General features: G+C 60.3%; 15 protein-coding genes and 1 CRISPR repeat array. Of the genes, 6 read left to right on the forward strand and 9 right to left on the reverse strand.

Going from position 1 to position 18,791, the window contains the following annotated elements:
* The 7 genes from K3767_RS11520 to K3767_RS11550 all read right to left on the reverse strand — a co-directional run bounded on the left by K3767_RS11520 (position 1) and on the right by K3767_RS11550 (position 9,477).
* Positions 1 to 675 carry a transglycosylase SLT domain-containing protein gene (locus tag K3767_RS11520; RefSeq protein ID WP_221173744.1) on the reverse strand — a complete coding sequence of 225 codons (675 nt, stop codon included), beginning with the start codon at positions 673 to 675 and terminating at the stop codon, positions 1 to 3.
* A 350-nt stretch (positions 676 to 1,025) separates the two neighbouring features.
* Positions 1,026 to 2,654, reverse strand: coding sequence for a DNA topoisomerase (locus K3767_RS11525; RefSeq protein ID WP_221173745.1), 1,629 nt, complete (start codon positions 2,652 to 2,654; stop codon positions 1,026 to 1,028).
* The gene (locus K3767_RS11530; protein ID WP_221173746.1) at positions 2,651 to 5,443 is read right to left on the reverse strand and encodes a CHC2 zinc finger domain-containing protein; all 2,793 of its coding nucleotides are present in this window, start codon (positions 5,441 to 5,443) and stop codon (positions 2,651 to 2,653) included. The genes K3767_RS11525 and K3767_RS11530 overlap by 4 nt, the downstream gene beginning before the upstream one ends.
* A gap of 116 nt (positions 5,444 to 5,559) precedes the next feature.
* Positions 5,560 to 6,240, reverse strand: a complete 681-nt coding sequence (locus K3767_RS11535; RefSeq protein ID WP_221173747.1) for a hypothetical protein — start codon at positions 6,238 to 6,240, stop codon at positions 5,560 to 5,562.
* Positions 6,241 to 6,278: 38 nt separating this feature from the next.
* The gene (locus tag K3767_RS11540) at positions 6,279 to 7,325 is read right to left on the reverse strand and encodes a hypothetical protein (RefSeq protein WP_221173748.1); all 1,047 of its coding nucleotides are present in this window, start codon (positions 7,323 to 7,325) and stop codon (positions 6,279 to 6,281) included.
* A 14-nt stretch (positions 7,326 to 7,339) separates the two neighbouring features.
* Complete coding sequence (locus K3767_RS11545) at positions 7,340 to 8,833, reverse strand: ParB N-terminal domain-containing protein (RefSeq protein WP_221173749.1); 1,494 nt, start codon at positions 8,831 to 8,833, stop codon at positions 7,340 to 7,342.
* Between the two features lie 35 nt (positions 8,834 to 8,868).
* The gene (locus K3767_RS11550) at positions 8,869 to 9,477 is read right to left on the reverse strand and encodes a hypothetical protein (RefSeq protein WP_221173750.1); all 609 of its coding nucleotides are present in this window, start codon (positions 9,475 to 9,477) and stop codon (positions 8,869 to 8,871) included.
* A gap of 230 nt (positions 9,478 to 9,707) precedes the next feature.
* Between K3767_RS11550 and K3767_RS11555 the strand changes: the two genes are divergently transcribed.
* The 6 genes from K3767_RS11555 (at position 9,708) to K3767_RS11580 (ending at position 16,159) form a co-directional block, all read left to right on the forward strand.
* Positions 9,708 to 10,811, forward strand: a complete 1,104-nt coding sequence (locus K3767_RS11555) for a type IV pilus twitching motility protein PilT (protein ID WP_221173751.1) — start codon at positions 9,708 to 9,710, stop codon at positions 10,809 to 10,811.
* 222 nt (positions 10,812 to 11,033) lie between these two features.
* Complete coding sequence (locus K3767_RS11560; protein ID WP_221173752.1) at positions 11,034 to 12,389, forward strand: DnaA ATPase domain-containing protein; 1,356 nt, start codon at positions 11,034 to 11,036, stop codon at positions 12,387 to 12,389.
* Positions 12,390 to 12,396: 7 nt separating this feature from the next.
* The gene (locus K3767_RS11565) at positions 12,397 to 13,212 is read left to right on the forward strand and encodes a ParA family protein (protein ID WP_221173753.1); all 816 of its coding nucleotides are present in this window, start codon (positions 12,397 to 12,399) and stop codon (positions 13,210 to 13,212) included.
* The gene (locus K3767_RS11570) at positions 13,209 to 14,465 is read left to right on the forward strand and encodes a ParB/RepB/Spo0J family partition protein (protein WP_221173754.1); all 1,257 of its coding nucleotides are present in this window, start codon (positions 13,209 to 13,211) and stop codon (positions 14,463 to 14,465) included. Before K3767_RS11565 ends, K3767_RS11570 begins: the two co-directional genes overlap by 4 nt.
* 160 nt (positions 14,466 to 14,625) lie before the next feature.
* Positions 14,626 to 14,994, forward strand: coding sequence for a hypothetical protein (locus K3767_RS11575; RefSeq protein ID WP_221173755.1), 369 nt, complete (start codon positions 14,626 to 14,628; stop codon positions 14,992 to 14,994).
* A 136-nt stretch (positions 14,995 to 15,130) separates the two neighbouring features.
* Positions 15,131 to 16,159 carry a ParM/StbA family protein gene (locus K3767_RS11580; RefSeq protein WP_221173756.1) on the forward strand — a complete coding sequence of 343 codons (1,029 nt, stop codon included), beginning with the start codon at positions 15,131 to 15,133 and terminating at the stop codon, positions 16,157 to 16,159.
* Between the two features lie 614 nt (positions 16,160 to 16,773).
* Positions 16,774 to 17,943: a CRISPR direct-repeat array (repeat unit 18 nt; unit sequence CCCTATAAGGGTTGAGAA).
* A 1-nt stretch (position 17,944) separates the two neighbouring features.
* On the opposite strand, the gene K3767_RS11585 is transcribed toward K3767_RS11580, so the two are convergent.
* Both K3767_RS11585 and K3767_RS11590 read right to left on the reverse strand, forming a co-directional pair.
* Positions 17,945 to 18,385: a hypothetical protein gene (locus tag K3767_RS11585; protein ID WP_221173757.1), complete on the reverse strand. Its 441-nt coding sequence runs from the start codon at positions 18,383 to 18,385 to the stop codon at positions 17,945 to 17,947.
* 15 nt (positions 18,386 to 18,400) lie between these two features.
* The gene (locus tag K3767_RS11590) at positions 18,401 to 18,790 is read right to left on the reverse strand and encodes a hypothetical protein (RefSeq protein ID WP_221173758.1); all 390 of its coding nucleotides are present in this window, start codon (positions 18,788 to 18,790) and stop codon (positions 18,401 to 18,403) included.
* Position 18,791: the final 1 nt, after the last annotated feature.

The following is an 18,791-nucleotide window of genomic DNA, read 5'->3' on the forward strand; positions in this document are numbered from 1 at the left end:
CTAACGCCCCCTGCGCCCGACCCGCCCGGATTCGGTCGCAATGAGGTCAAGCAAACTCGCTAAACGAGCAAGGTTGCGCTCATGCTCAAGGAACCGCACAAGCACCTCCTCCACATAAGAAAGCCTCCTGCAATGCCTGTCGCCGTGGTACTCGCAAAGCCCACGCACCAGCCCCTTGCGTTTGATCGAATCAAGCAACACTCCTGTTCCGAAAAGCACATTGTGGTAGGGGCGATAAAGGGTTTCTACCGAAAGCGTCCGATAGCGCTTCCGCCAGTAGGGGTAGTTCACCTGCATAAGCCCCACCGCTCCCCGGCGCGATGTTGCCGTAGGACAGAAGTCGCTCTCCTTCTCCGCGACCGCGAGCACCAGAGCAAGCAAACTTTCCGGACGCTCCACCGGTTTGATCGGCCCCGCATAGGTAAACACCTCCCAAACCGCTCGCACTATGTCCCGGGCCAGCCGGTCGATCTTGGCCTCTTTGGTCCTTCCTGGAGTCGCCCGCAAACACCGGGCCGGAAGGTATCGGTGCGCAATCACTCCCCGCACATAGCGCACCTCCGTCTCGAACCGCAAACGATCCGCTTCGCCCTGCGCAAAAACCGCTCCGCAATGAAGAAATAAGCCGCAAAGGACCAGCGCCACGCCTGCAAACAGGGACACTACGGTCGGCAACAGGGACGAAAACCGCACAAACACCAACAACAAAACGGCTTTGCGCGATGCTTTGCTTTTTTCAGCGGCGTTCGTCTGACAGGCGGCGTCCGCCGTTGCTATCGCGTCCTTCGCCGGTGGAAAAAACAGATGCCCGCCGCGAGTATGCCCTCCGCGCGGGCATCTTTGGTTCTTTCGTCCGCACGGTACCGCGAGCGACCTTCCTGCGCCGCACACGGCCCATCGCCACGGATGCCGCACCCTTCCCGCTCGCCTTTGAAAGTGCGTACTCCTCCACACGACGGCGCAAAAAGTAGCAGGCCTTGGCGAGCACGCGCAGCATCCTTTGATCCACCGACATCTCCCTCATCTCAGAAAACCGGTGCAAAAGACACTCGGGCCGCGGTCTCTTTCATTCGTTTTTTGACCTCCGCCGCGGCGGAAACCGGCACATCCAGTTCCTCACGGTCGCCGGCCTTTGCCCGCTTGAGCACCTCGTCCCGATAAAGCTCCACCGCCGCTTCGGGACGAACCCGTCCGCCGGCCACTTCGTCGAGAACCCGCTCAAGCCTCGAGGAAAAGTCCGCCGAAAGAAACGGATACTCATTCCTGACCCACTCGAACACCTCTCGACCGGTCTCGGTGACTTCAACCGTATCATCCCGGGAGATGAGTCCCTGATCGGAGAGCCCCTCCACCGTCCGCACATAAGTGGAAGGTTGTCCCACCAAGCGGTCCTCCATCAAGCGGAAGAGCCTCTCCGCAGGGGTCTCCACCCGCCCCTCGAGGTAGACCACATCCCCTACCCGGGGGAACCGCAGGTCCTCTCCGGGCACATATCCCCGCCACACCTCCTTAAGAAACCCCTCCCGCCCCGCCTCCGGCCGGAAGCAGGTGAACACCCCCCGGCCGCCGTCGGCGAATTCCACCTCGGCCACGCACTTCTCGCCTCTGGCCGGACGCATCCTAGAAGCTACGAAACGACCGAGCACATCGCGAAACACCTCCTTTTCCTCGCCACGAAACTCGTCCAGCTCGGCCGCGCGGGGAATGCGTACCGGACGAATGGCTTCATGCGCCTCGGCCCGCGTTGTGTCACCGGGGTGGTACTCCCCGGGGTAAAGAGTCTCCACCAAGCGCGCCGCGAATTCCTCGCCGGTCTCGGAATAAGCGGTCGCCCGCGTGCGTATGTAGGAAAGGAACCCCCGATCGTAAAGCGCTTGAAGGGCCCCCATCACGGCCCGGGCGCCCAGCACTCCAGGATAAGAACGCCGCACCCCTCCGGCAAGCGCCCTTCCGGTGGAGAGCCCTTTCGGAGGAGCGAGTTCACCGCGGCTCACGGCCACTTGGCGCACTACGCCGTACCCGCGCCCGACAAACCCTTCCACCTTGCCCTTCACCGGCCAGCCGTACCTCCGGCCGAATCCGAAAGCCACATGTAGCGTCCCGGTGAAGCGAAAATCCCTCGTGCGCGCAAGTTCCTCAGCCAGATCGAGAACCCCCACCTTGACTCGCCCGAGACTCCTCACCGAGGGAAATTGCTCCCGCACCCTCATCGAAAGCACCCGCCCCAGCCGCCAGTCGAGCACCTTGCGCAGGTAAGCGGCCAGAAGCAGGTTGCCGTCGAGCGCCCCGTCGCTTTCGAGAAACGCCCGGGCGACTTCCTCCTCCACCAAGGCCCTGAGGCGCACCCGAAAGGCCTTCTCCGCCACGCCGGGGAAGGCTTCCAGCACGAAGTGCGACATCAGCTCGCCCTCCCGATCGGCGTCAAACGCAAGGTAAACCCGCTCCGCCCGCTTGATGAGCTCGCCAAGCCGCTCATAAATCTTCCGTCTGAGGTCGATCACCACGAGCCCGGGCACCGGCAAAGTGCTGGTTCGGTCAAAGTCGAATACATGCCCCCTAGTGGCGAACACATACACGCTTCCCCCGAGCAAACGCCGGGCAAGGGAGCGCATTACCTCCACCTTCCCGGGGCTTTCCACCACCACCAGCTTCATAGATCCTCCCAGAGGGATCGCATCGGGACAGCCTCCTCGGTGTTCCGCTCGGGGTCTTTTACGGAAAACATAGCTTCCTCGCTGAAGTCCTCGGTAGATTCTGTGCGCGAAAGGTCTTCGCCTTCCGCCGCTTCCTCTTTCAGCCCGAGAAGCATGTTGAGGCGTTTTTCCACAAGAAGGCGCGATGTGACATATATGGTGTCCCCGCGAACCTTTTTTGAGCGGTAAACCGCCCGGTTGCGGTGGAGAACCTCCCCGATGGCGCTTTTCGGAAGACCTCCCTCCCAGAATCGGGCCACCCGCTCATGCACGGCCGTAAGCCGCACCTCCACCGGGTCCTCGGGCGCAACGCCGGGCCACTCTTCCTCAATGACCACCAGCACGGCTTCGAGCACCGCTTGGTCACGACCGTACACGATGGGCATGGTCTCCCGAAGGTCTTTCTGGAAGAGCTCATAGATGGATCCGACCTCGTCCTCCGTGAACCCCACATAAGTGAAAATCGCCTCCATGGCCCGAAAGATCTCCCCCGCCCGCCCGGGACGCTCCGGCACCTGCCGGTAGATCTCCTCCATTTCCGCCGCATCCGTGAGGTAAAGCGCGTAAAGGCTCCCCCTGAGGGAGCGCCAATCTTCGCTGGTCGCGGTGGGGTCGGGATAGAAGCGGTCGGTCTTCACGAAGGGAATGATTATGCATCGGTCGCGCAGGTCGAAGTGAAGCTGGCTCGTTGCGGCGAACACCTTCGGCCCGTACAGATCGAAGGATTGAAGCTTGCGCCGACTGCGTTCCACGGAAAGGATGGAGCGCCGCGCCGTGTCCTGCGTGTAGGAGCCCGCAAGAAAGTTGGCCAGCGCCTCGTATCCCTTGTAACCCAAGAACTCCGCCTGATCCACAATGATCGTCCCTCGAAAGCCGTCCGCAAAGTCGCCCAACGCCGCCTCCGAAATGCGGTTGTGGAACTGCGCATTGAAGCAAACCCGCATCAGAAACTTGGCCGCGTGCGACTTGCCGCACTCCTTGTTTCCGTAAAGGAAGAGGAAGGGAATGGCGGGAAAGACCCGATGGAAGTAGGTGAGGAAAACATAACCCACGATGAGGTGGTAGTACTCCTCCCTCTCCAGGTAGACATACTTCTTGAGGCAGTCGAGAAGCTCCCGAAAGACCACCCGCGGCGAAGGAGGTACGCGCTCGCCCCGGAGAAGGGCCCGCACCTCATCCAGCCCCCACTTCTCCTCGAGACTCGGCAACTCGTGAAGCGGCGTGTTGAAGACGAAGACCCGCTCCCTGCCGTTGGGCCCCTCCTCGCGCCACTCGGGTTTAACCCGGGTGATGCGCCCGCGTTCGCCCTGAAGGTACACATTGAAGACCTCCTTGTGCCCGAGAAAGAGCTTCTCCACCCGAAAGCCGAGGAAAGCCCGTCCGGCCTGATAGTCGATGGCCGGGTGAATAAAGAAGGTTTCCTTGGGATCGTCGAGGGCGAGGTCCTGCGCCACCTCCCGCAGAACCGCCACCAGCTCGTCCACCTTGCGGTAACCCTTCGCCTGCGCCACCCTGCGCAGGTAGTCCAAGCGCTCACGGCCGGTGAGCCGGTTGGCCTCCTCAAGCACCTCCTCGAGGGGAAGATCCGCCAGCACCGCGTCCTCAGCCCGCTCGGCGGCCTCCTTCACATGCAGGTCGCGCACCCTGGCCTCAGGGGAACATTTCGCTTCCCTGATGGTTTTTACATACTCGTCGAAACGAAGGACGCGCATATCGGACACCTTCACCTTATCACGAAGGAGCACCTCATCCACATCTTTACCCTCGGGAAGGTCGCAAACATACACATTCTCACGACCCCACTCGGCAATGAGCTCCTCCGCCCGCTTGAGCACGCCTCCCTGACCGGCGGGATCGGGATCCGGCACCAGCACAACCGTGTCCGGGGGACGCCGCGGAAACATGTCTCGGCGCACCTTTGAGGGTATGCCCCCCACGGCGATGGCCTGCTCGCCCTTGAGGCAAAGGGCCAGCGCATCCCAGGGCCCCTCACAGACCCAAACCGGAGCCTTCCGTTCCGGGTTGTAACGGTCCAGAAATACCGGCAGGACCTTCTCGGAGAAGCGAATGTAAAGGTTTTTCACATCGGGTTTGGCCGCCTCCTCGGGGAAAAGCACCCGTCCCCAGAAACCGTAAACCCGCCCCTCATAGACAACCGGTATGAGCAGGCGCCCCGTGAGGGCGCGGAGCTTTTTCTCCGTCAAACCCACCTTGCCCGCGACCCGGTGCACCTCCTCAAGCGGGAGAAACCCCATCTTGAACCGCAAAAGGTCCTGCGCCGAGAGCACATAACCCTTCTCCCGGTGAAAGGCCTCCATGATGCGATCGTAGTGCGACTGCGCATAGCTCACCAGCTCCCGCGCAAGCCGCCAGGCCAAGTCCTCCACGGTGCGGCGCCGAAGGCGCGTTTCCACATCCTCCGGTATCGCAATCCCGTAACGCCGGATCATCTCCCGCACCGCCTCGCTCAGAGAAGAAATGCCCGAAAAGTGCATGAACACATCGAGGCTCGAGTACGACCGCCCGCAACCGAAACAGTACGCCCCCGTGTCGCCGGCCTTGATCTTGAATGAGGGGTTACGCTCCTCGTGGAAAGGACACAGGAACTCGTAATAGTTGCCGGACCTGCGCTCGGGCCGCACCCCGAAGGACGACAGCACCTCCATGACCGGCACTTGCTCGCGCAGGTACCGGCAAATCGAGGCCAAATCGCTTCCAACGGAAGTCTTGGCCGCGACCGCTTCGCTCATGGCTTACCCCCTCCCTTCGACGCTCGCATGCTTATCCCCGACTATCCCCGACGCCTCCCCAAGGTAGAGCACATCCCTCCGAAAGGGGATGTCTTTTCGCAGGAAGGCCGGCAAGCTTACGCATCCGAAACGGGCGCGCGGTGCTCCCGCAGGCGTTGCACCCATCCCTCGAGGAACACCCGAAGCCTCTCTTGGGTATAGCGTCCTCGGCGTTCGGCCTCCCAGAGCATACCGATCAGGGTGCCCAGCATCTCGAGGATCCGGTCGCGCCCCTCCACCAGAACATCCCGATCCTTCTCCCTGCCCGCCTGGAGCACGAAAGCATGGAAGGCTTCCCCCAGGCGCCAGATCGCATACTGGGCCGTAGCAAGGTGGAAACCCAGGGTGCGTTGCTGGCTTCGAGCGCGCACCGCCCGCAGAGTCTCCTGAAAGACATTCCAGCCGAACCGGCTGGCCCGCTCGAGGCGCACCAGATCGCTTTCCGTGAAAAAGATCAGCTCGAGATACACCTCGGGGAACACCCGCACGAGAAAAAGCGGGTTGATCCTGAGAAGAAGCTCCACATGCCTCTCCCCCACTATGCCCTTACGAGCGAGCCTCTGGAGATAACGCTCGATGCGCTGGTACATCCGCTCGTAACGCTTGGCCTGCTCCCGCACCGCCGCGGTAGTCTCCGTGCCGGATGATACGGCGCACTCACAACCGTCCGTCACATTCTCCTTCAACACATCCGCCGAAGCGGCGTCCGTTTGGGACGCCGTTTTTTCAGCGACACAGACGGTGCCGGTTTTCTTCATCGCATCCGTCCTCCCTGCCAAATGAGTCGTCCTCAAATTCAAATAAACTCGACAAGCTCGGGTATGGAGTAAGCCAGCGACCGAATACGAGCTATCTCATCCCGGGTGAAGCGCCGAAAAAGCCCCGGGATCCCATCCGACCACTCCGCCTCCTCGAGGAAGCGATCTATTTTCTCCGCCGTGTCCGCCGAGCCCATCTGCCGCAACCGCTCCTTCAAACGCTTAATGCCCCGGCGCAGACGCTCATAGTCCATGCTCCGGTCCACCTCTCCGGCAACTCCGCGCACCGCTTCCTCGGAAAGCACCTCCTGCGCCGCAAGCTCGTCAAGGCGCTCCTCCGTAATCATGTTCAGGTTGAAGGTCCCATCCTCAGGGCGCTCCCCTCCCCTGCCCTCCGTGAACGGCACAAAAATGGGCCTCGCGGCGGAAAAGGTGTCGTCCACGAAAGCGCTCCTCCGCGCCTCCGCTTCGCCCCCTTCGGCAAACAAATCGACCTCCGCACCCTCGAGAACATCTCCGCGAGTCGCTCCTTGGTCGGAAAGAGCGGCGCCCTTGCCGGGTGACCTGCGACCAAGCCCCCTCGCGACGCCCTGCCGGATCCAGCGCGCCACATAAGCGGGATTCACGCAATTCAGGTGGTCCAACGCCTGCCAGAGAGCAATGCGGGCCCGCTCACGAGCCGCCTCGGCGAGGTCCTCCTCCTCGCGGGGCAACAGCCGCTCGAGCAAGGGTTGCCAGCACTCCACGACTAGGTGCTTAAAACTGATGAGCTTGCGAACCTCCTCCTCGAGGTCAGGACACCGCTTCTGACAGAACTCGAGCATCTGGTCCACAATGGATTTAAAGGGAAGCGACTGCGCCCGGAATCCCCGCGCCTCGAGGAGGGTCAGGAGGTGGTTTTTCTGCTCGATGAAGAGCTGAGTCAGAGGATACCCCTTTCTTCCCACCAACCGCTTCACCTCTTCGGGGCTGAGCTCCCGCTCGGGGTCCCAGAGAGAGGCGACATCCCCTCCGTCCGCCTTTCCGTCGTTCAGCGCTTCGTCGACAACCTCATCGGCGAACGAATGATTCACGCTCCACCGCATCGTTCGCCTCCGCACTAAGCGTCCTGAGCGGACGCATGGTTTTCGCTGTGCCTGTCGTTTCCGCCGTTGGGAATGCCGAGACGCCGCCTCAGCCTCTGGTATTCCGTTTGGGCATCTTTGAGGTAATACAGAAGGTTGTTAATGCTACGCCCCACCTCCTCCACCGCCTGCACCACCATGTCCCTAGGCAACACCTCGAGCATCTCTTCGATGTGCTGTGAAACCCGTGCCACCTCGGCAAATATCTGCCCGGAGGTGCTTTGCAATTGTTTCACCTGAGCGGAAGCGATCCAAAGAGACTGGAGCAAATCCTTCGCCCGTCCGAGGAAGACCTTTTTCTTGAACTCCTCAATCTCCTGCCGGGCCTTTTCCTGCGCCTGGCGCTCGATCCTGCTTTTTTCCTCCCTTAGCTGACGGTGCACCTCGTCGCGGACCTTCCTCTTGATTTCCTCCTCCTGCTTGCGCAGGCGCTCCTCAAGGACCTCTTTCTCCCGCACCAGATCGCGCACCTGGTTAAGCGCCTTCCGCAAACGCTCCTGAGCGGCGTCGAGCTGACGCTTGAGTTCGTCCACCTCCTCGGCGGCTTGCGCCCTCTCATCCATTTCGTTGAGCCGTCCCTCGAGCTCCCGCACATAGTTTTCGTACTGCTCAACCTGGTCCTGCAAGTCCTCAATCCTCCGGCGATACTCCTCGATCTGCTCCTGCAACTTTTCCGAGTCCTGAGTCAAACGCTGAATCTCGGTGCTCCGACTAATCTCCCGAAGGGTCTTTTCCACTCCCTCCTTCACCTTCTGTGCCTGAGGATTTTCCTCATCTTCACCCTGCGTAATCTCCTCAAGGAAGGACTCGAGGCGGTCTTCATCGCTTTTCTCGAGAGATCCCAGCACGCAGGCGCAAACGGAGGAAATCACCTCCACTTTCACGATCGGCGGGAGGTCGTCGAAGAGCATCCGCACTTCGGGCGGCAACTTCTCGATCAGGTTCTCCACTTGGCGCAGTCGCTCCTCGAAGCTGGGCTCGTCCGCCTCGGAGGAGCCTCCCCCTTCCCTCTCCAAGAGAAGCGCCAGGCGAGCCCTCTCCCGCACCCGGGAAAGTGAGGCGATCTCCGAGGCATCAAGGGGCCGCACATCCAGGTTCTCCGCAAGGATGGCCAGCATCCGCTCATAGTCGTTCCGAAACTTCCGGATAAAAACCGGGAACTTTTGCCACCCGAGCTCCCGGCAGGCCCGCAAACGGTTTCGTCCGCAGAGAAGCCAGTAGCCACCGCCTTCCTTTGGCTCCGCCACACCGGCCTGAAGAAGACCCGATTCCCTAATGGACGCCTTGAGCGACTGAAAAGCGGGCTCCGGCATATCGTGAAAGAACTTCAGGTTGAGCGGGTGCACTTCAATTTCGTCGATGGGTACCCATTCGTAAGCTTCGGGAAAATCCTCCTCGCCCTCCGGGGACGGCCCGTAATGCGCGAAGGAATAATCCCTTCCTTCCGTGAAAACATCCTGCATCTCCATGCCTCACCTCCGTGGTGTTTTTTAGCGGCTCTCCTTCAAGGAGCCGCGTTTAGCGCCGTCGGCTTGCATACCTCCTCGAGGGAGAACATCCCGAGGGGTAAAATTCGCTTCTGAAAGCTCCCGGCAGAAAAACCGAATTCCGGCAGACCCCTTCCGTAAAACCTGCCCCGCTCGAAGGCTTCCCGCAGGGCCTCCTCAAAGGGGTGCGGGCGCTTGGACCGCCCCACCACCTTGACGAGCGAGAGCACCTCGTCGCGCGAAAGCACCGCCACCCTGTTCATTTGCAAGAGATCGCGATAGTGAAATTCTCTCCTTCCGCAAAGCCCCTTCCGCCGTAGCCCCCGCAACCCGATGGAGAGGTGCGGATCCCCCATACGCGCATAACACTTGATCCCCTCCCGAACTTCGCTTCCGAGAGGAACGACTTCTCGGACGGACTCTTCCGCAATGAGACACAATGCGAGAAAGACCCTCGCCTCCCGCCCGGAGAGCGAATGGAAAACCAGCGGTACCCGTACCGAGCTCGGCATCGTTTGCGGACGGTACACCTTCCGCTTGCGTTTCCGGCGCACCACTCGAACCGCGTACCCGAGCTCCCGCGCCACCCGCAAGCCTTCCCGCGTGAGACGACTTGCTCCGCTCATCCTCGCCTCCCTAATGATGCCGAACCTCCAAAGCAGGCTAACTTGAAAACCGGAGCGGGACGCCCGCTCCAATCTTTAAAATATCCGGTGCGCCTGGAGGAACGAACAGTCTGAAACCCGCTTGGGACAAGGGTTTCACGACTTGAACATTCGACGGCGTCCCACGGCTCGCCGTCGCAAAGAAGGAAGCGAAAAAACCGAAAAAAACCAGGGGGTAGTTGTTAGGCGTGATGAGCGGGCTTGAGGAAATTTTTCTCGGCGCGGAGAAGGGTGCGGCTTCGTCAACGCTGGAAAAATTGCTTTCCGTTTTCGATCGGGGCGCCTCGGACCTGCACCTGGCGCAGGACCAGCCGCCGTACGCCAGGATTGAGGGACGATTGGAAGCGCTTGGCGATCCTCTCGGAAAGGCGGAGATGGAGGAAGTGGTGAGCAAGCTGATGGGCGAGGACGCGCTTGCGAGCCTCTACGCTTCGCGGGCGGAGGTGGACCGCACCGCGGAAGTGCGGCGTCCTGATGGGACGCGGCTTCGCTTGCGTTTGAACCTCGCTCTCTATCAGGGACGCCCCTTTCTGGTGGCCCGACGCCTGAGGGAGGTCGAAGGCGATCCGCGCGGCCTGGGAGTGCCGGAGGAGTTCCTGCGGTTGCTCGAAGCGCCGCACGGTCTCGTGCTCGTGGTGGGCGCCACGGGTTCGGGCAAGTCCACCACGCTCGCCCACTCCTTGGCGTACCTTCTGCGGAACCGTCCCAAGCGGGTGATCACCATAGAGGACCCCATTGAGTACCTTATTCCGCCGGGGAGGGGGCTCATCACCCAGCGCGAGGTGGGCATGGACACCGAGAGCTTCGCTACCGCTCTGAAAGCGGCCATGCGCGAGGATCCCGATGTGATCATGGTCGGCGAGATGCGGGATGCGGAAACGGCGCTCGCGGCGCTCGCGGCGGCTGAAACCGGACACCTCGTGCTTACCACGCTTCACGCTCGCTCCATCACCGAAGCCGCCGACCGCCTGACGGGTATGTTCCCCCCGGAAGCAATGCCCGCGGTGCGCTACCGCTTCAGCCGCACCTTCCTTGGAGGCCTGGCGCAGACCCTTCCGCGCGACCGAAACGGACGCAGAGTGCTCGCCTGGGAGTTCCTGCGGGTGGAAAATGATGAAGAGCGCGAAGCCCTCCTGCGCCCGGACGGCGAAAGCGTCCTGCGGACTCTCATGGCCGAACGAGGCTGGCGCATGGCGGATGTCCTCGCTCGCCTCGTCCGCTCCGGACGCCTCGCCCCTGAGGAGGCCCTTCGCCACCTGAATTGCCCCTCCGAAAGAGAAGCCCTGTCCTTCTGACCTTCACCTTTTTCTCGGTACCTTTGATCTTCCTTCTCTCTGATGTCGATTGAGAGAGAGTCGAGAGAGAAAGAATAATGTGAGTTTACCTGTCAGGATAAGCGTTCGGTTTGCGGAGAAAAATGCGAGGAGACCGCGAACGCCTCTTGACATCCGCATTTCGGGTTTGCTATCCTCGAACCACGGGAAGGGGGAGCTTTCGGAAGGAAGGAGGCGAGGGTCTTGGGAGAGGAGGTCCGCGTCAACCTGGGGAGCCTGCACCCCATGCTGATCGGGGCCAAGGTGGAAGTGGAGGACGCCTGCGCGGTGGTGCGGGTGCCGGGTGCCTTCGTGCTGGAAATCCTGCAGGATCACCCCGAGGTCTCGACCGGCGTGGAGAGGCTTCTTCGAGCGGAGGGGTACCGAGTGCGAAATGTGGTTTTCCTGCCGGGAGAAGCGGCACCGCCGCCTCCTCCCGACGACCTCCGCCTTGAAGAGGAGCCTTCTTCCCTCCGGCCCACGGGGAGAGTGTTCACCTTCCGCAACCAAACCCTTCCCGTGGGATACACCTGGGACCGGTATGTGGTTTCGGAGTTCAACCGGGATGCTTTTGAAGCGGTGGTCGATGTGACCCGCACGGTGGTGAAACGGGGACGCGCCGACCGGCTGAGCAGTTACACCGTTTACTCCGAGAGCGGCATGGGCAAGACCCACCTCGTCATCGCCGCGGCATGGGAAGCGCTCCTCAGCGGACGCAATGTGGCCTACTTCCCCGGGGACCGCTTGCGGGCCTTCCTCATCGAAGAGGTGCTCGCCGGGAAAACCCGCCTGAACCGTCTCCTCGACCCCTCGCCGAACATCCATCTGGTCATCATCGACGACCTTCAGGCCCTTATGTACCATGTCTCGCGGCGGATGACGGGAGTGCTTTGCAACATGCTTTTCAGCATCATCGATACCTACCTCAATCGCGGCATACCCGTGCTGGTCACCACCGATACACCCTTCGAACATCCTCTTTACCGAGAGGTGCCCCTCCGGGTGCTCGACCGAATGCGTCTGCGCGGGTTCTATGAGATCAAGAACCGTCTTGATCCTCCCTTTGTGGATGCCTATCTGGACACGGTTTCCGAAACGGAAGGAGTGATTTTCGAGGAAGACCTGAGGGAGTTCCTCCGGGAGAACCTGAACATCCGGTTCCGCAATGTGCGCCAAGTGGTTTCCTTCGTGGAGATGCTGGTGGCCCGCGCTTCGAGCAACGCCCGGGAAAGAACCGTCACCCTCGCGGACGCCCGCAACCTCTGTAGCCACTACAGCGGACAGGACGCTCTGGAGGCGCTTTTCCGTCAAACCCTCGCCTTTCTGGGCCTTTCCGATGAGGACGGCCGAACCATCCTCGGAAGCCAGCGGGTAAAACGGCGAGACTACAACCGGGCCCTGAACCTTTTCTGTGCGGCAGCGCACCTTCGGGGACACTCCCTCTCCGAGATCGCCTCTTTCCTCGGCAAGAGCAGGGAAAGCGTGCACGCCCGTGTCCGCAAGGGACGCAATGAGCGTCTCCTTCGTTTTCTGACCGGTGAAAACCGCGGAGGGGAATGACGACGCCATGAAAAGCACGCCCGAAATCAGCGACACCGTGATCCTCACCTTCTGCAACAACAAGGGAGGAGTGGGGAAGACCTCGCTCGCAATCCTTACCGTCCTCTACGCCCTCAAGCGAAATGTAAGGACCCTCCTCATCGACCTCGATCCGCAGGGGAATGCCACCCGGGCCCTCCTGCCGGATGCGGTGAGCTTCGAGCAGGAGGGATTCTTCGGAATACCTCAGCTCGCCCGGCTGGTACTCGATCGCGTACCCACGGAGGATCTCATCCGGGCCTTTCGCGAGAACATCGTGGTCGCCGACGGCATCCCTTTTGTGCCGAACGACATCCGATCGGCCATCATGGAGAAGGAGCTCAATTCCCTCGAGGCGGTGCTCTTTCTGAGAAAGATGCGCGGGGCCCTTGAGGATTACCGCCTCGTGGTGGTGGACACCCCTCCGCACCTCGGCGGGTTTCTCTGGAGCGCCCTTTGCGCTTCAACGCATGTGATCATCCCGGTGGACCTGCACTTCTTTTCGTTCTGGGGCCTGCGCAATGTGCTTCAGACCATAGAGGACGCCCGGGCGGTGAATCCTGAGCTTAAGCTCGCCGGCATACTCATCAACCGCTACCGCAAGCGTCTGCGCAACGCCCACGAGTACCTGGCCCGCTATGAGGAGACCTTCGGACCGAAGCTCCTCAAAAACCGTATGCCCGACGCCGCGGGCGTGGAGGTTTGCATCAGGCGCAGGGACATCCGGCAATCCTATCTCGGCAAGCTTTATGAGCGGACCATGCGCGTGTTGCAGGAAATCCTAGAAAGGACGGGCGTGCTATGAGAGACAGGGAAGAAAACCGCGAGAGCCCGGTGGACTTTTTCGACCCGGAGGACTTGGTGGCGGGAGAAAGCCCGCCTTCGGGGAAGGACTTGGGCGATCCCTTAATGCGGGTGCGGCGGGCGGGTTCGCCGTCGGATCCGGATCCGCGGGACGAAGATCTGGCGTCCGAAAAGGACGCCGCCCCGAAGAAGACAAAAACAACTTCGAAGGAAACCGTTTCCGGCGCCGGGCACGGTGAGCGGAAACGCGGGCGCCGCGGGAAAAGGGTAGGGGATGTCATCGAGAGCCTTCTTCGGGCATCCATAGACCTTCCCTCCTTTCTCGTGAAAGGAGAAGCGTCCGTTCCGGACGCGCAACGAGGGAAGGGAATGGTGCTCATGGAACTTCCCATCGAAAGCATCGAGGTCAGCGAGCAACCCCGAAAAAAGTTCACCGACATCGAGCGCCTCGCCGAAAACATCAGGCGGTGCGGCATTCTTCAGCCCGTAGTGGTGGAACGCATTGCTTCGGAAAAAGGCGTTTCCTATCGGTTGCTTGCCGGGGAAAGGCGCCTGCGAGCGGCCAAGCTCGCCGAGATCGAGACGGTACCGGCGGTGGTGTTCTGCGGTCCTCTTTCTAGGGAGACCCGCACCATACTTCAGTTGGTGGAGAACCTGCAAAGGGTCGACCTGCGCCCCTCGGAGCTGGGGCGGGGGTTGATCGCGGTGTGCCGACGGGTGGCCGAGTCGCTTCCCGAGGAGGAGGTTCCGGAAGCGGTCCTGCGGGACGAACGCGAGTTCGCGCGCTGGGCCGAAACCTTGCTTAAGAATGCTCTCGATCGCAGACGAAAACTCTCGCCGGCCGGCGAGGCCTTCCTTAATGTTCTTCAGGAGGTGGGGCTCACCCCCAAGCAGGGGGTGTATGCGTTTCGGCTAATGCGTTTCCCGGAGTGGGTGCGGGAGCTCGTGGATGAGGGGAAGGTGTCCATCAGCAAACTGGAGAACTACCTGCGCTTCCTGGACGATGAAGAGGCTTTGCGAAGAGCGATTCTGGAGAAGAAAGCTTTTCCTCCCGACGCCAACCGCGCCGCAACGGTTGTCGAGCGTTTAAAGCGCGCGCAATCCGTTTTGCGCCGTTTGACCCGCCGCGGGATGGACCTCGACCTTTCGTCAAAGGAAGAGAAGCGCCTCATGCGATTGCTCAACGAGCTCGAGTGGCTGGAAAGGGTGCTCGAAAAGGCACTAAAGAAAAAAGAGAAGCGGAAGAAACCTTAGCTTCGGAGCGAAAAAAGAATTCTCTCCCATCGCGAAAGGCGACTCGTCCAAGGGGAATCCAGAACCGCTTACCAAAAAACTAAAAATCCTCCCGTAAAAAGCAGGGGTTCAGGCGATCCGAGGTTATCTTATCTGGGTAAAAAACGGGAGGCAGGCGTCCATGTTGCGTATGCGGAAGGTGTTCGGCCCTGTGGTGGTGATAAAGGACCGAAATCTGGTGCTCGAGGTGGCCCGCAGGGCCCGGGAGGAGGGTTTCTTTGTGGTGGAGCTCACCAAGTTTGATCTTCCCGCAAGAGGCGCTTCAGTCGCGGTGGGATTCGCTTCGCTCGCGGTCCGGTCCGGGCATTCCGAAGATGTGCTTGAAGAAAAGGCCCGCCGGTTGGCCGAGGCCCTCAACCGCGACTATGAGAATCGAGTCTACCTCGTGAACCGGTCCGCCGAGGAGTATGTGCTTACCGTGAGCCGCACCGCCGAAAACGGCGTTCGCACTTCGCCCAGAGCGCCACTCGTTACCGCACCAAGTGTTTAAGTTTGCGCCGCTCTTCGGCATGGCTCCTTACCATTGGAAGGCGCTAAACGCCTCCTCGGGGTAAGGGTCATTTTCACTTTGAATACCGGGAAAGGCTTTTGCGATTCCTTCCGCAATACATACGGAGGTGAACACCATGACCGAAAGAAAGGTGAGGCTTGACGAGGTGCACGCCCTCGGGGTGGACTTCGGGCGCCTTTTTACCAAGGTGGCCACTCCGGTAGGGGTGGACCTTTTCCGTTCCACCGTGCTCCGGGGCGACTTCGCCTCGCTGGGTATGCGCACGCCGGCCGTCGCCCCGAGGAAAGGCGCGCCGATTTTCTTTCGGTACGAGGGACACGGCTACCTCGTGGGTAGCAACCTCTCGGACGATTCCCTCCCCCCGATCACCAAGGCGGCCTCCAAGGCCGTGCCGCTCACTCTGGCGGCGGTGTTGAAGGTCTTCCACGACAGGATCGTGGAAAACGGCGGCGGCACCATCGATGTGGCCGTGGGGGTGGCGGTGCCTCTTTCGGAGGTGCAGAGCGGAGCCGAAACCATCAGGGAGATGCTCGAGGGCGACTTCTCTCTCGAGTACATGGAGCATCCCGTACGGGTGCGCATCGTGCGCGTGGCGGTGACCGCCGAAGGGGTGGCCAGCTACTTCGACCGGCTCTACTCGAACGGATACATGGATCGGGAGCTCTGGGGACAGACCGTTCTCATCGCGGATCTGGGAAGCAGAACCACCGATGTTGCGCTCATTCGCCCGGGTGCGGTGCTCGACTGGGATCGCTCCGTCTCCGTGCCGCAGGGCATCTGGGATGTGCTGGAGATACTTCTGCGGAAACTCTCCCGCAGGCTGGGGATGCTCACGGCGAGCGAAGCCGCTCGGGTGCGTGAAGCCGTAACCGCGGGACACACCCGGGCCAAGATCAGGGGAGAGGAGGTGAGTTTCGGCGAGGAGCTCGTCGAAGCCCGCAAGCAGGTTGCTGAGGCCCTGCTTCACGATCTGGAAACCATCGTCAGGGAGGCCTCGCCGGACCGGGTTTTGTTGGCCGGGGGAGGAGTGGACTTTTTCAAGGAGGAGATACGAGCTGTTTTCGGCGACAGAGCGGAGGTCATCAAGGATCCAATCTTCTCCTGCGCGCGGGGGCTCCTCGTGGTCCTGCGCGCCTCATGCTAACCGGCCGGTTCCCCCGCGCATCATGCGGTCACACCCCCTCCTCCCTCCCATGCGCGATCCTATCGATAAATTTTACGAAAACTTTTATCGATAAAATTTCTTTCAAAACTTATCGATAGAGGGCAACGGAAAGGGTGTGGAAGAGTCTAAGGTTTGTTGTGGAACAGTAAGAAGAAATGCGAGTGTTTGTAACCTCTTGACATTCGTAGGGTAGCGTGGCGTCCCTGATCCTTTGATCGTCAAACATAAGCGCCGGATTGTGAGCCGCTGGACCCCGTATGGTTTTCATTTAATTCGGGGTTTAGCGGCTGACCACAGCGAAAGCGATCAACCGCCCCCCGATCCATGAGGACCGGTTCTGCCGGATGAGATGGCTCTGCCTGATAGGACAACCCCGGAATGCGTTGATAGCCCGAGGTTTTCAGGGGTTGGAGTAGAGTATGCGGGGAGGGTATAGAGAGGGTAGGGGTTGATCTTTGACAACGGGTGCCGCCGGATACCCCGGGGATCTTGCAGGATTCGGGGTCCGACGGCGAAACGGGTTGAGCGAAGGGAGTTATGTTGCTCGAGAAGAAAGAAATCTCAAGGGGTTGAAGAGTACCCCCTGCATGGGTTTGTAGTTCCCCTATAAGGGTTGAGAAGCCGGCGGAACCGGCCAGGATGAACAGTTTCGAGGAGGGTTTGTAGTTCCCCCTATAAGGGTTGAGAAGTGGTCTTCCCGCACCGGGCGCAGCTCGCCCGGGGTCGTTTGTAGTTCCCCCTATAAGGGTTGAGAAGGAGAGCTATGGGAGTGTACGGAATGCTCTCCGCGCTGTTTGTAGTTCCCCCTATAAGGGTTGAGAAGAGGAGGGCGCGCATGGGGCGCACGGCCCGCAAACTTTTGTAGTTCCCCCTATAAGGGTTGAGAAGCGGACAAAACTTGCGGGCAAAAAGGGGGTGCGATCAGGTTTGTAGTTTCCCTATAAGGGTTGAGAAGGTTTGAAACGGGCGAGCCGGACACGCTCCCTCCGGGGCCGTTTGTAGTTCCCCCTATAAGGGTTGAGAAGGGGGCGCACCAAGTCACACCGGACACGCCGCCCGGGTAGTTTGTAGTTCCCCCTATAAGGGTTGAGAAGAAGACGCCTCCTGCAAGCTCGTCAGTTACTACCCCTTGGTTTGTAGTTCCCCTATAAGGGTTGAGAAAGGGATTTTTTTTGATCGTCTGGGATTGGGGAGGAGAAGTTTGTAGTTCCCCTATAAGGGTTGAGAAAGGGATTTTTTTTGATCGTCTGGGATTGGGGAGGAGAAGTTTGTAGTTCCCCTATAAGGGTTGAGAAGTTGGATTTCTCCTGTCTGAGGATCCACAAAGTCTTTCGGTTTGTAGTTCCCCTATAAGGGTTGAGAAGGTTCTGTAAGAAGACGGGGCATATCCCTTGTTGCCTGAGTTTGTAGTTCCCCTATAAGGGTTGAGAAGCAACCGGGGGCCGGGTGGAAGTTTGGCATCACCTACCGCCTTGTTTGTAGTTTCCCTATAAGGGTTGAGAAGCATGGCCCGCGGGTGGGCGCGGATCGTTTTTGCGGGTTTGTAGTTTCCCTATAAGGGTTGAGAAGCCTCGACCTCGCCGGGCGAAAACCCGTGCCGGACTAGGTTTGTAGTTTCCCTATGAGGGTTGAGAAGTGGCCTGAAGCTCCGCTTTTAGTTTTTCTATGGTCTGTTTGTAGTTTCCCTATAAGGGTTGAGAAGGAACCTAGGGAGGATGGAGATCGAACCGCTAGTTTGTAGTTTCCCTATAAGGGCTGAGAAATCTATCCATCCTGACTTGTTCGGTTTGTAGTAGGAAAAGCGGCAAAAAGCACCCGTTCCGCATCGAACGACTGACGCCACAGGTAATCAGGAGCGAAGCTTTCCGTTAAGTTGCGCAAAACCGGACGGTGAGCCCGATGCGTGAACCTGCGCCGCACGCGCAGAACCTCGATGACGATGCGGACAATGCCCGCCAGAAAAATCGCCACTCCCGCTGGAGCCAGAGGTAGGCCGGTGAGGGCCTGGACCAGCACCATCAAACTGAAGATCACCGACAAGATAATGCCCGCTCCGAGAAGGATGATGGCGTCCTCGAAGGGGATGTCGAGAATGGGCAGGACCGTGGGATAATTTATCCTTCCGTGCGCTCGAAAGCCCCGGCGCACCTCAATCGCCTCGGCTTTGGTTGCACCGGGGCTCCGCGGCGCGCCGGACTGCGACATGGGGCTCCGTGGCACTTACTGAATGGTGCTCAGACTTTCAGGACCGCTTTCGAGAAAGCCGGGCACCACCGAAGCCTGCTCGTTCTTCAGAACATATATCTTGAAGAGGATGATGAGAGTGGGAATGATGATCCCCAGCGCACCCCAAATCAGCTTCTTCCAAGCGCCGCGTCCCTCCCCGTACTGCCCGGAGGACAGGACCAACTCCTTGAGCCCGGCGGCCACTCCGACGAAGCTGATCGTGTAAATAAAACCCAAAGCGCTCCAGAGCACGAACTTGAAGATGGTCCTCGCCACATCGACGGCGGTTACGGCGTAAGCCGGACCGGCGCCGTAAAGGGCCAGAAATACTGCGGCGCCGGCGGCATCCCACAGGCGCCCGAAAACATCGGTCACCCTGCGCATG

The sequence above is a fragment of the Thermosulfurimonas sp. F29 genome, assembly GCF_019688735.1.
Taxonomy (GTDB): Bacteria; Desulfobacterota; Thermodesulfobacteria; order Thermodesulfobacteriales; family Thermodesulfobacteriaceae; genus Thermosulfurimonas_A.

Excerpts from the sequence above, each read along its gene's own strand:
- K3767_RS11525 (WP_221173745.1), bottom strand. The coding sequence starts at position 2,654 with ATGAAGCTGGTGGTGGTGGAAAGCCCCGGGAAGGTGGAGGTAATGCGC.
- K3767_RS11530 (WP_221173746.1), bottom strand. The coding sequence starts at position 5,443 with ATGAGCGAAGCGGTCGCGGCCAAGACTTCCGTTGGAAGCGATTTGGCC.
- K3767_RS11535 (WP_221173747.1), bottom strand. The coding sequence starts at position 6,240 with ATGAAGAAAACCGGCACCGTCTGTGTCGCTGAAAAAACGGCGTCCCAA.
- K3767_RS11540 (WP_221173748.1), bottom strand. The coding sequence starts at position 7,325 with ATGCGGTGGAGCGTGAATCATTCGTTCGCCGATGAGGTTGTCGACGAA.
- K3767_RS11545 (WP_221173749.1), bottom strand. The coding sequence starts at position 8,833 with ATGGAGATGCAGGATGTTTTCACGGAAGGAAGGGATTATTCCTTCGCG.
- K3767_RS11550 (WP_221173750.1), bottom strand. The coding sequence starts at position 9,477 with ATGAGCGGAGCAAGTCGTCTCACGCGGGAAGGCTTGCGGGTGGCGCGG.
- K3767_RS11555 (WP_221173751.1), top strand. The coding sequence starts at position 9,708 with ATGAGCGGGCTTGAGGAAATTTTTCTCGGCGCGGAGAAGGGTGCGGCT.
- K3767_RS11565 (WP_221173753.1), top strand. The coding sequence starts at position 12,397 with ATGAAAAGCACGCCCGAAATCAGCGACACCGTGATCCTCACCTTCTGC.
- K3767_RS11570 (WP_221173754.1), top strand. The coding sequence starts at position 13,209 with ATGAGAGACAGGGAAGAAAACCGCGAGAGCCCGGTGGACTTTTTCGAC.
- K3767_RS11575 (WP_221173755.1), top strand. The coding sequence starts at position 14,626 with ATGTTGCGTATGCGGAAGGTGTTCGGCCCTGTGGTGGTGATAAAGGAC.
- K3767_RS11580 (WP_221173756.1), top strand. The coding sequence starts at position 15,131 with ATGACCGAAAGAAAGGTGAGGCTTGACGAGGTGCACGCCCTCGGGGTG.
- K3767_RS11585 (WP_221173757.1), bottom strand. The coding sequence starts at position 18,385 with ATGTCGCAGTCCGGCGCGCCGCGGAGCCCCGGTGCAACCAAAGCCGAG.
- K3767_RS11590 (WP_221173758.1), bottom strand. The coding sequence starts at position 18,790 with ATGCGCAGGGTGACCGATGTTTTCGGGCGCCTGTGGGATGCCGCCGGC.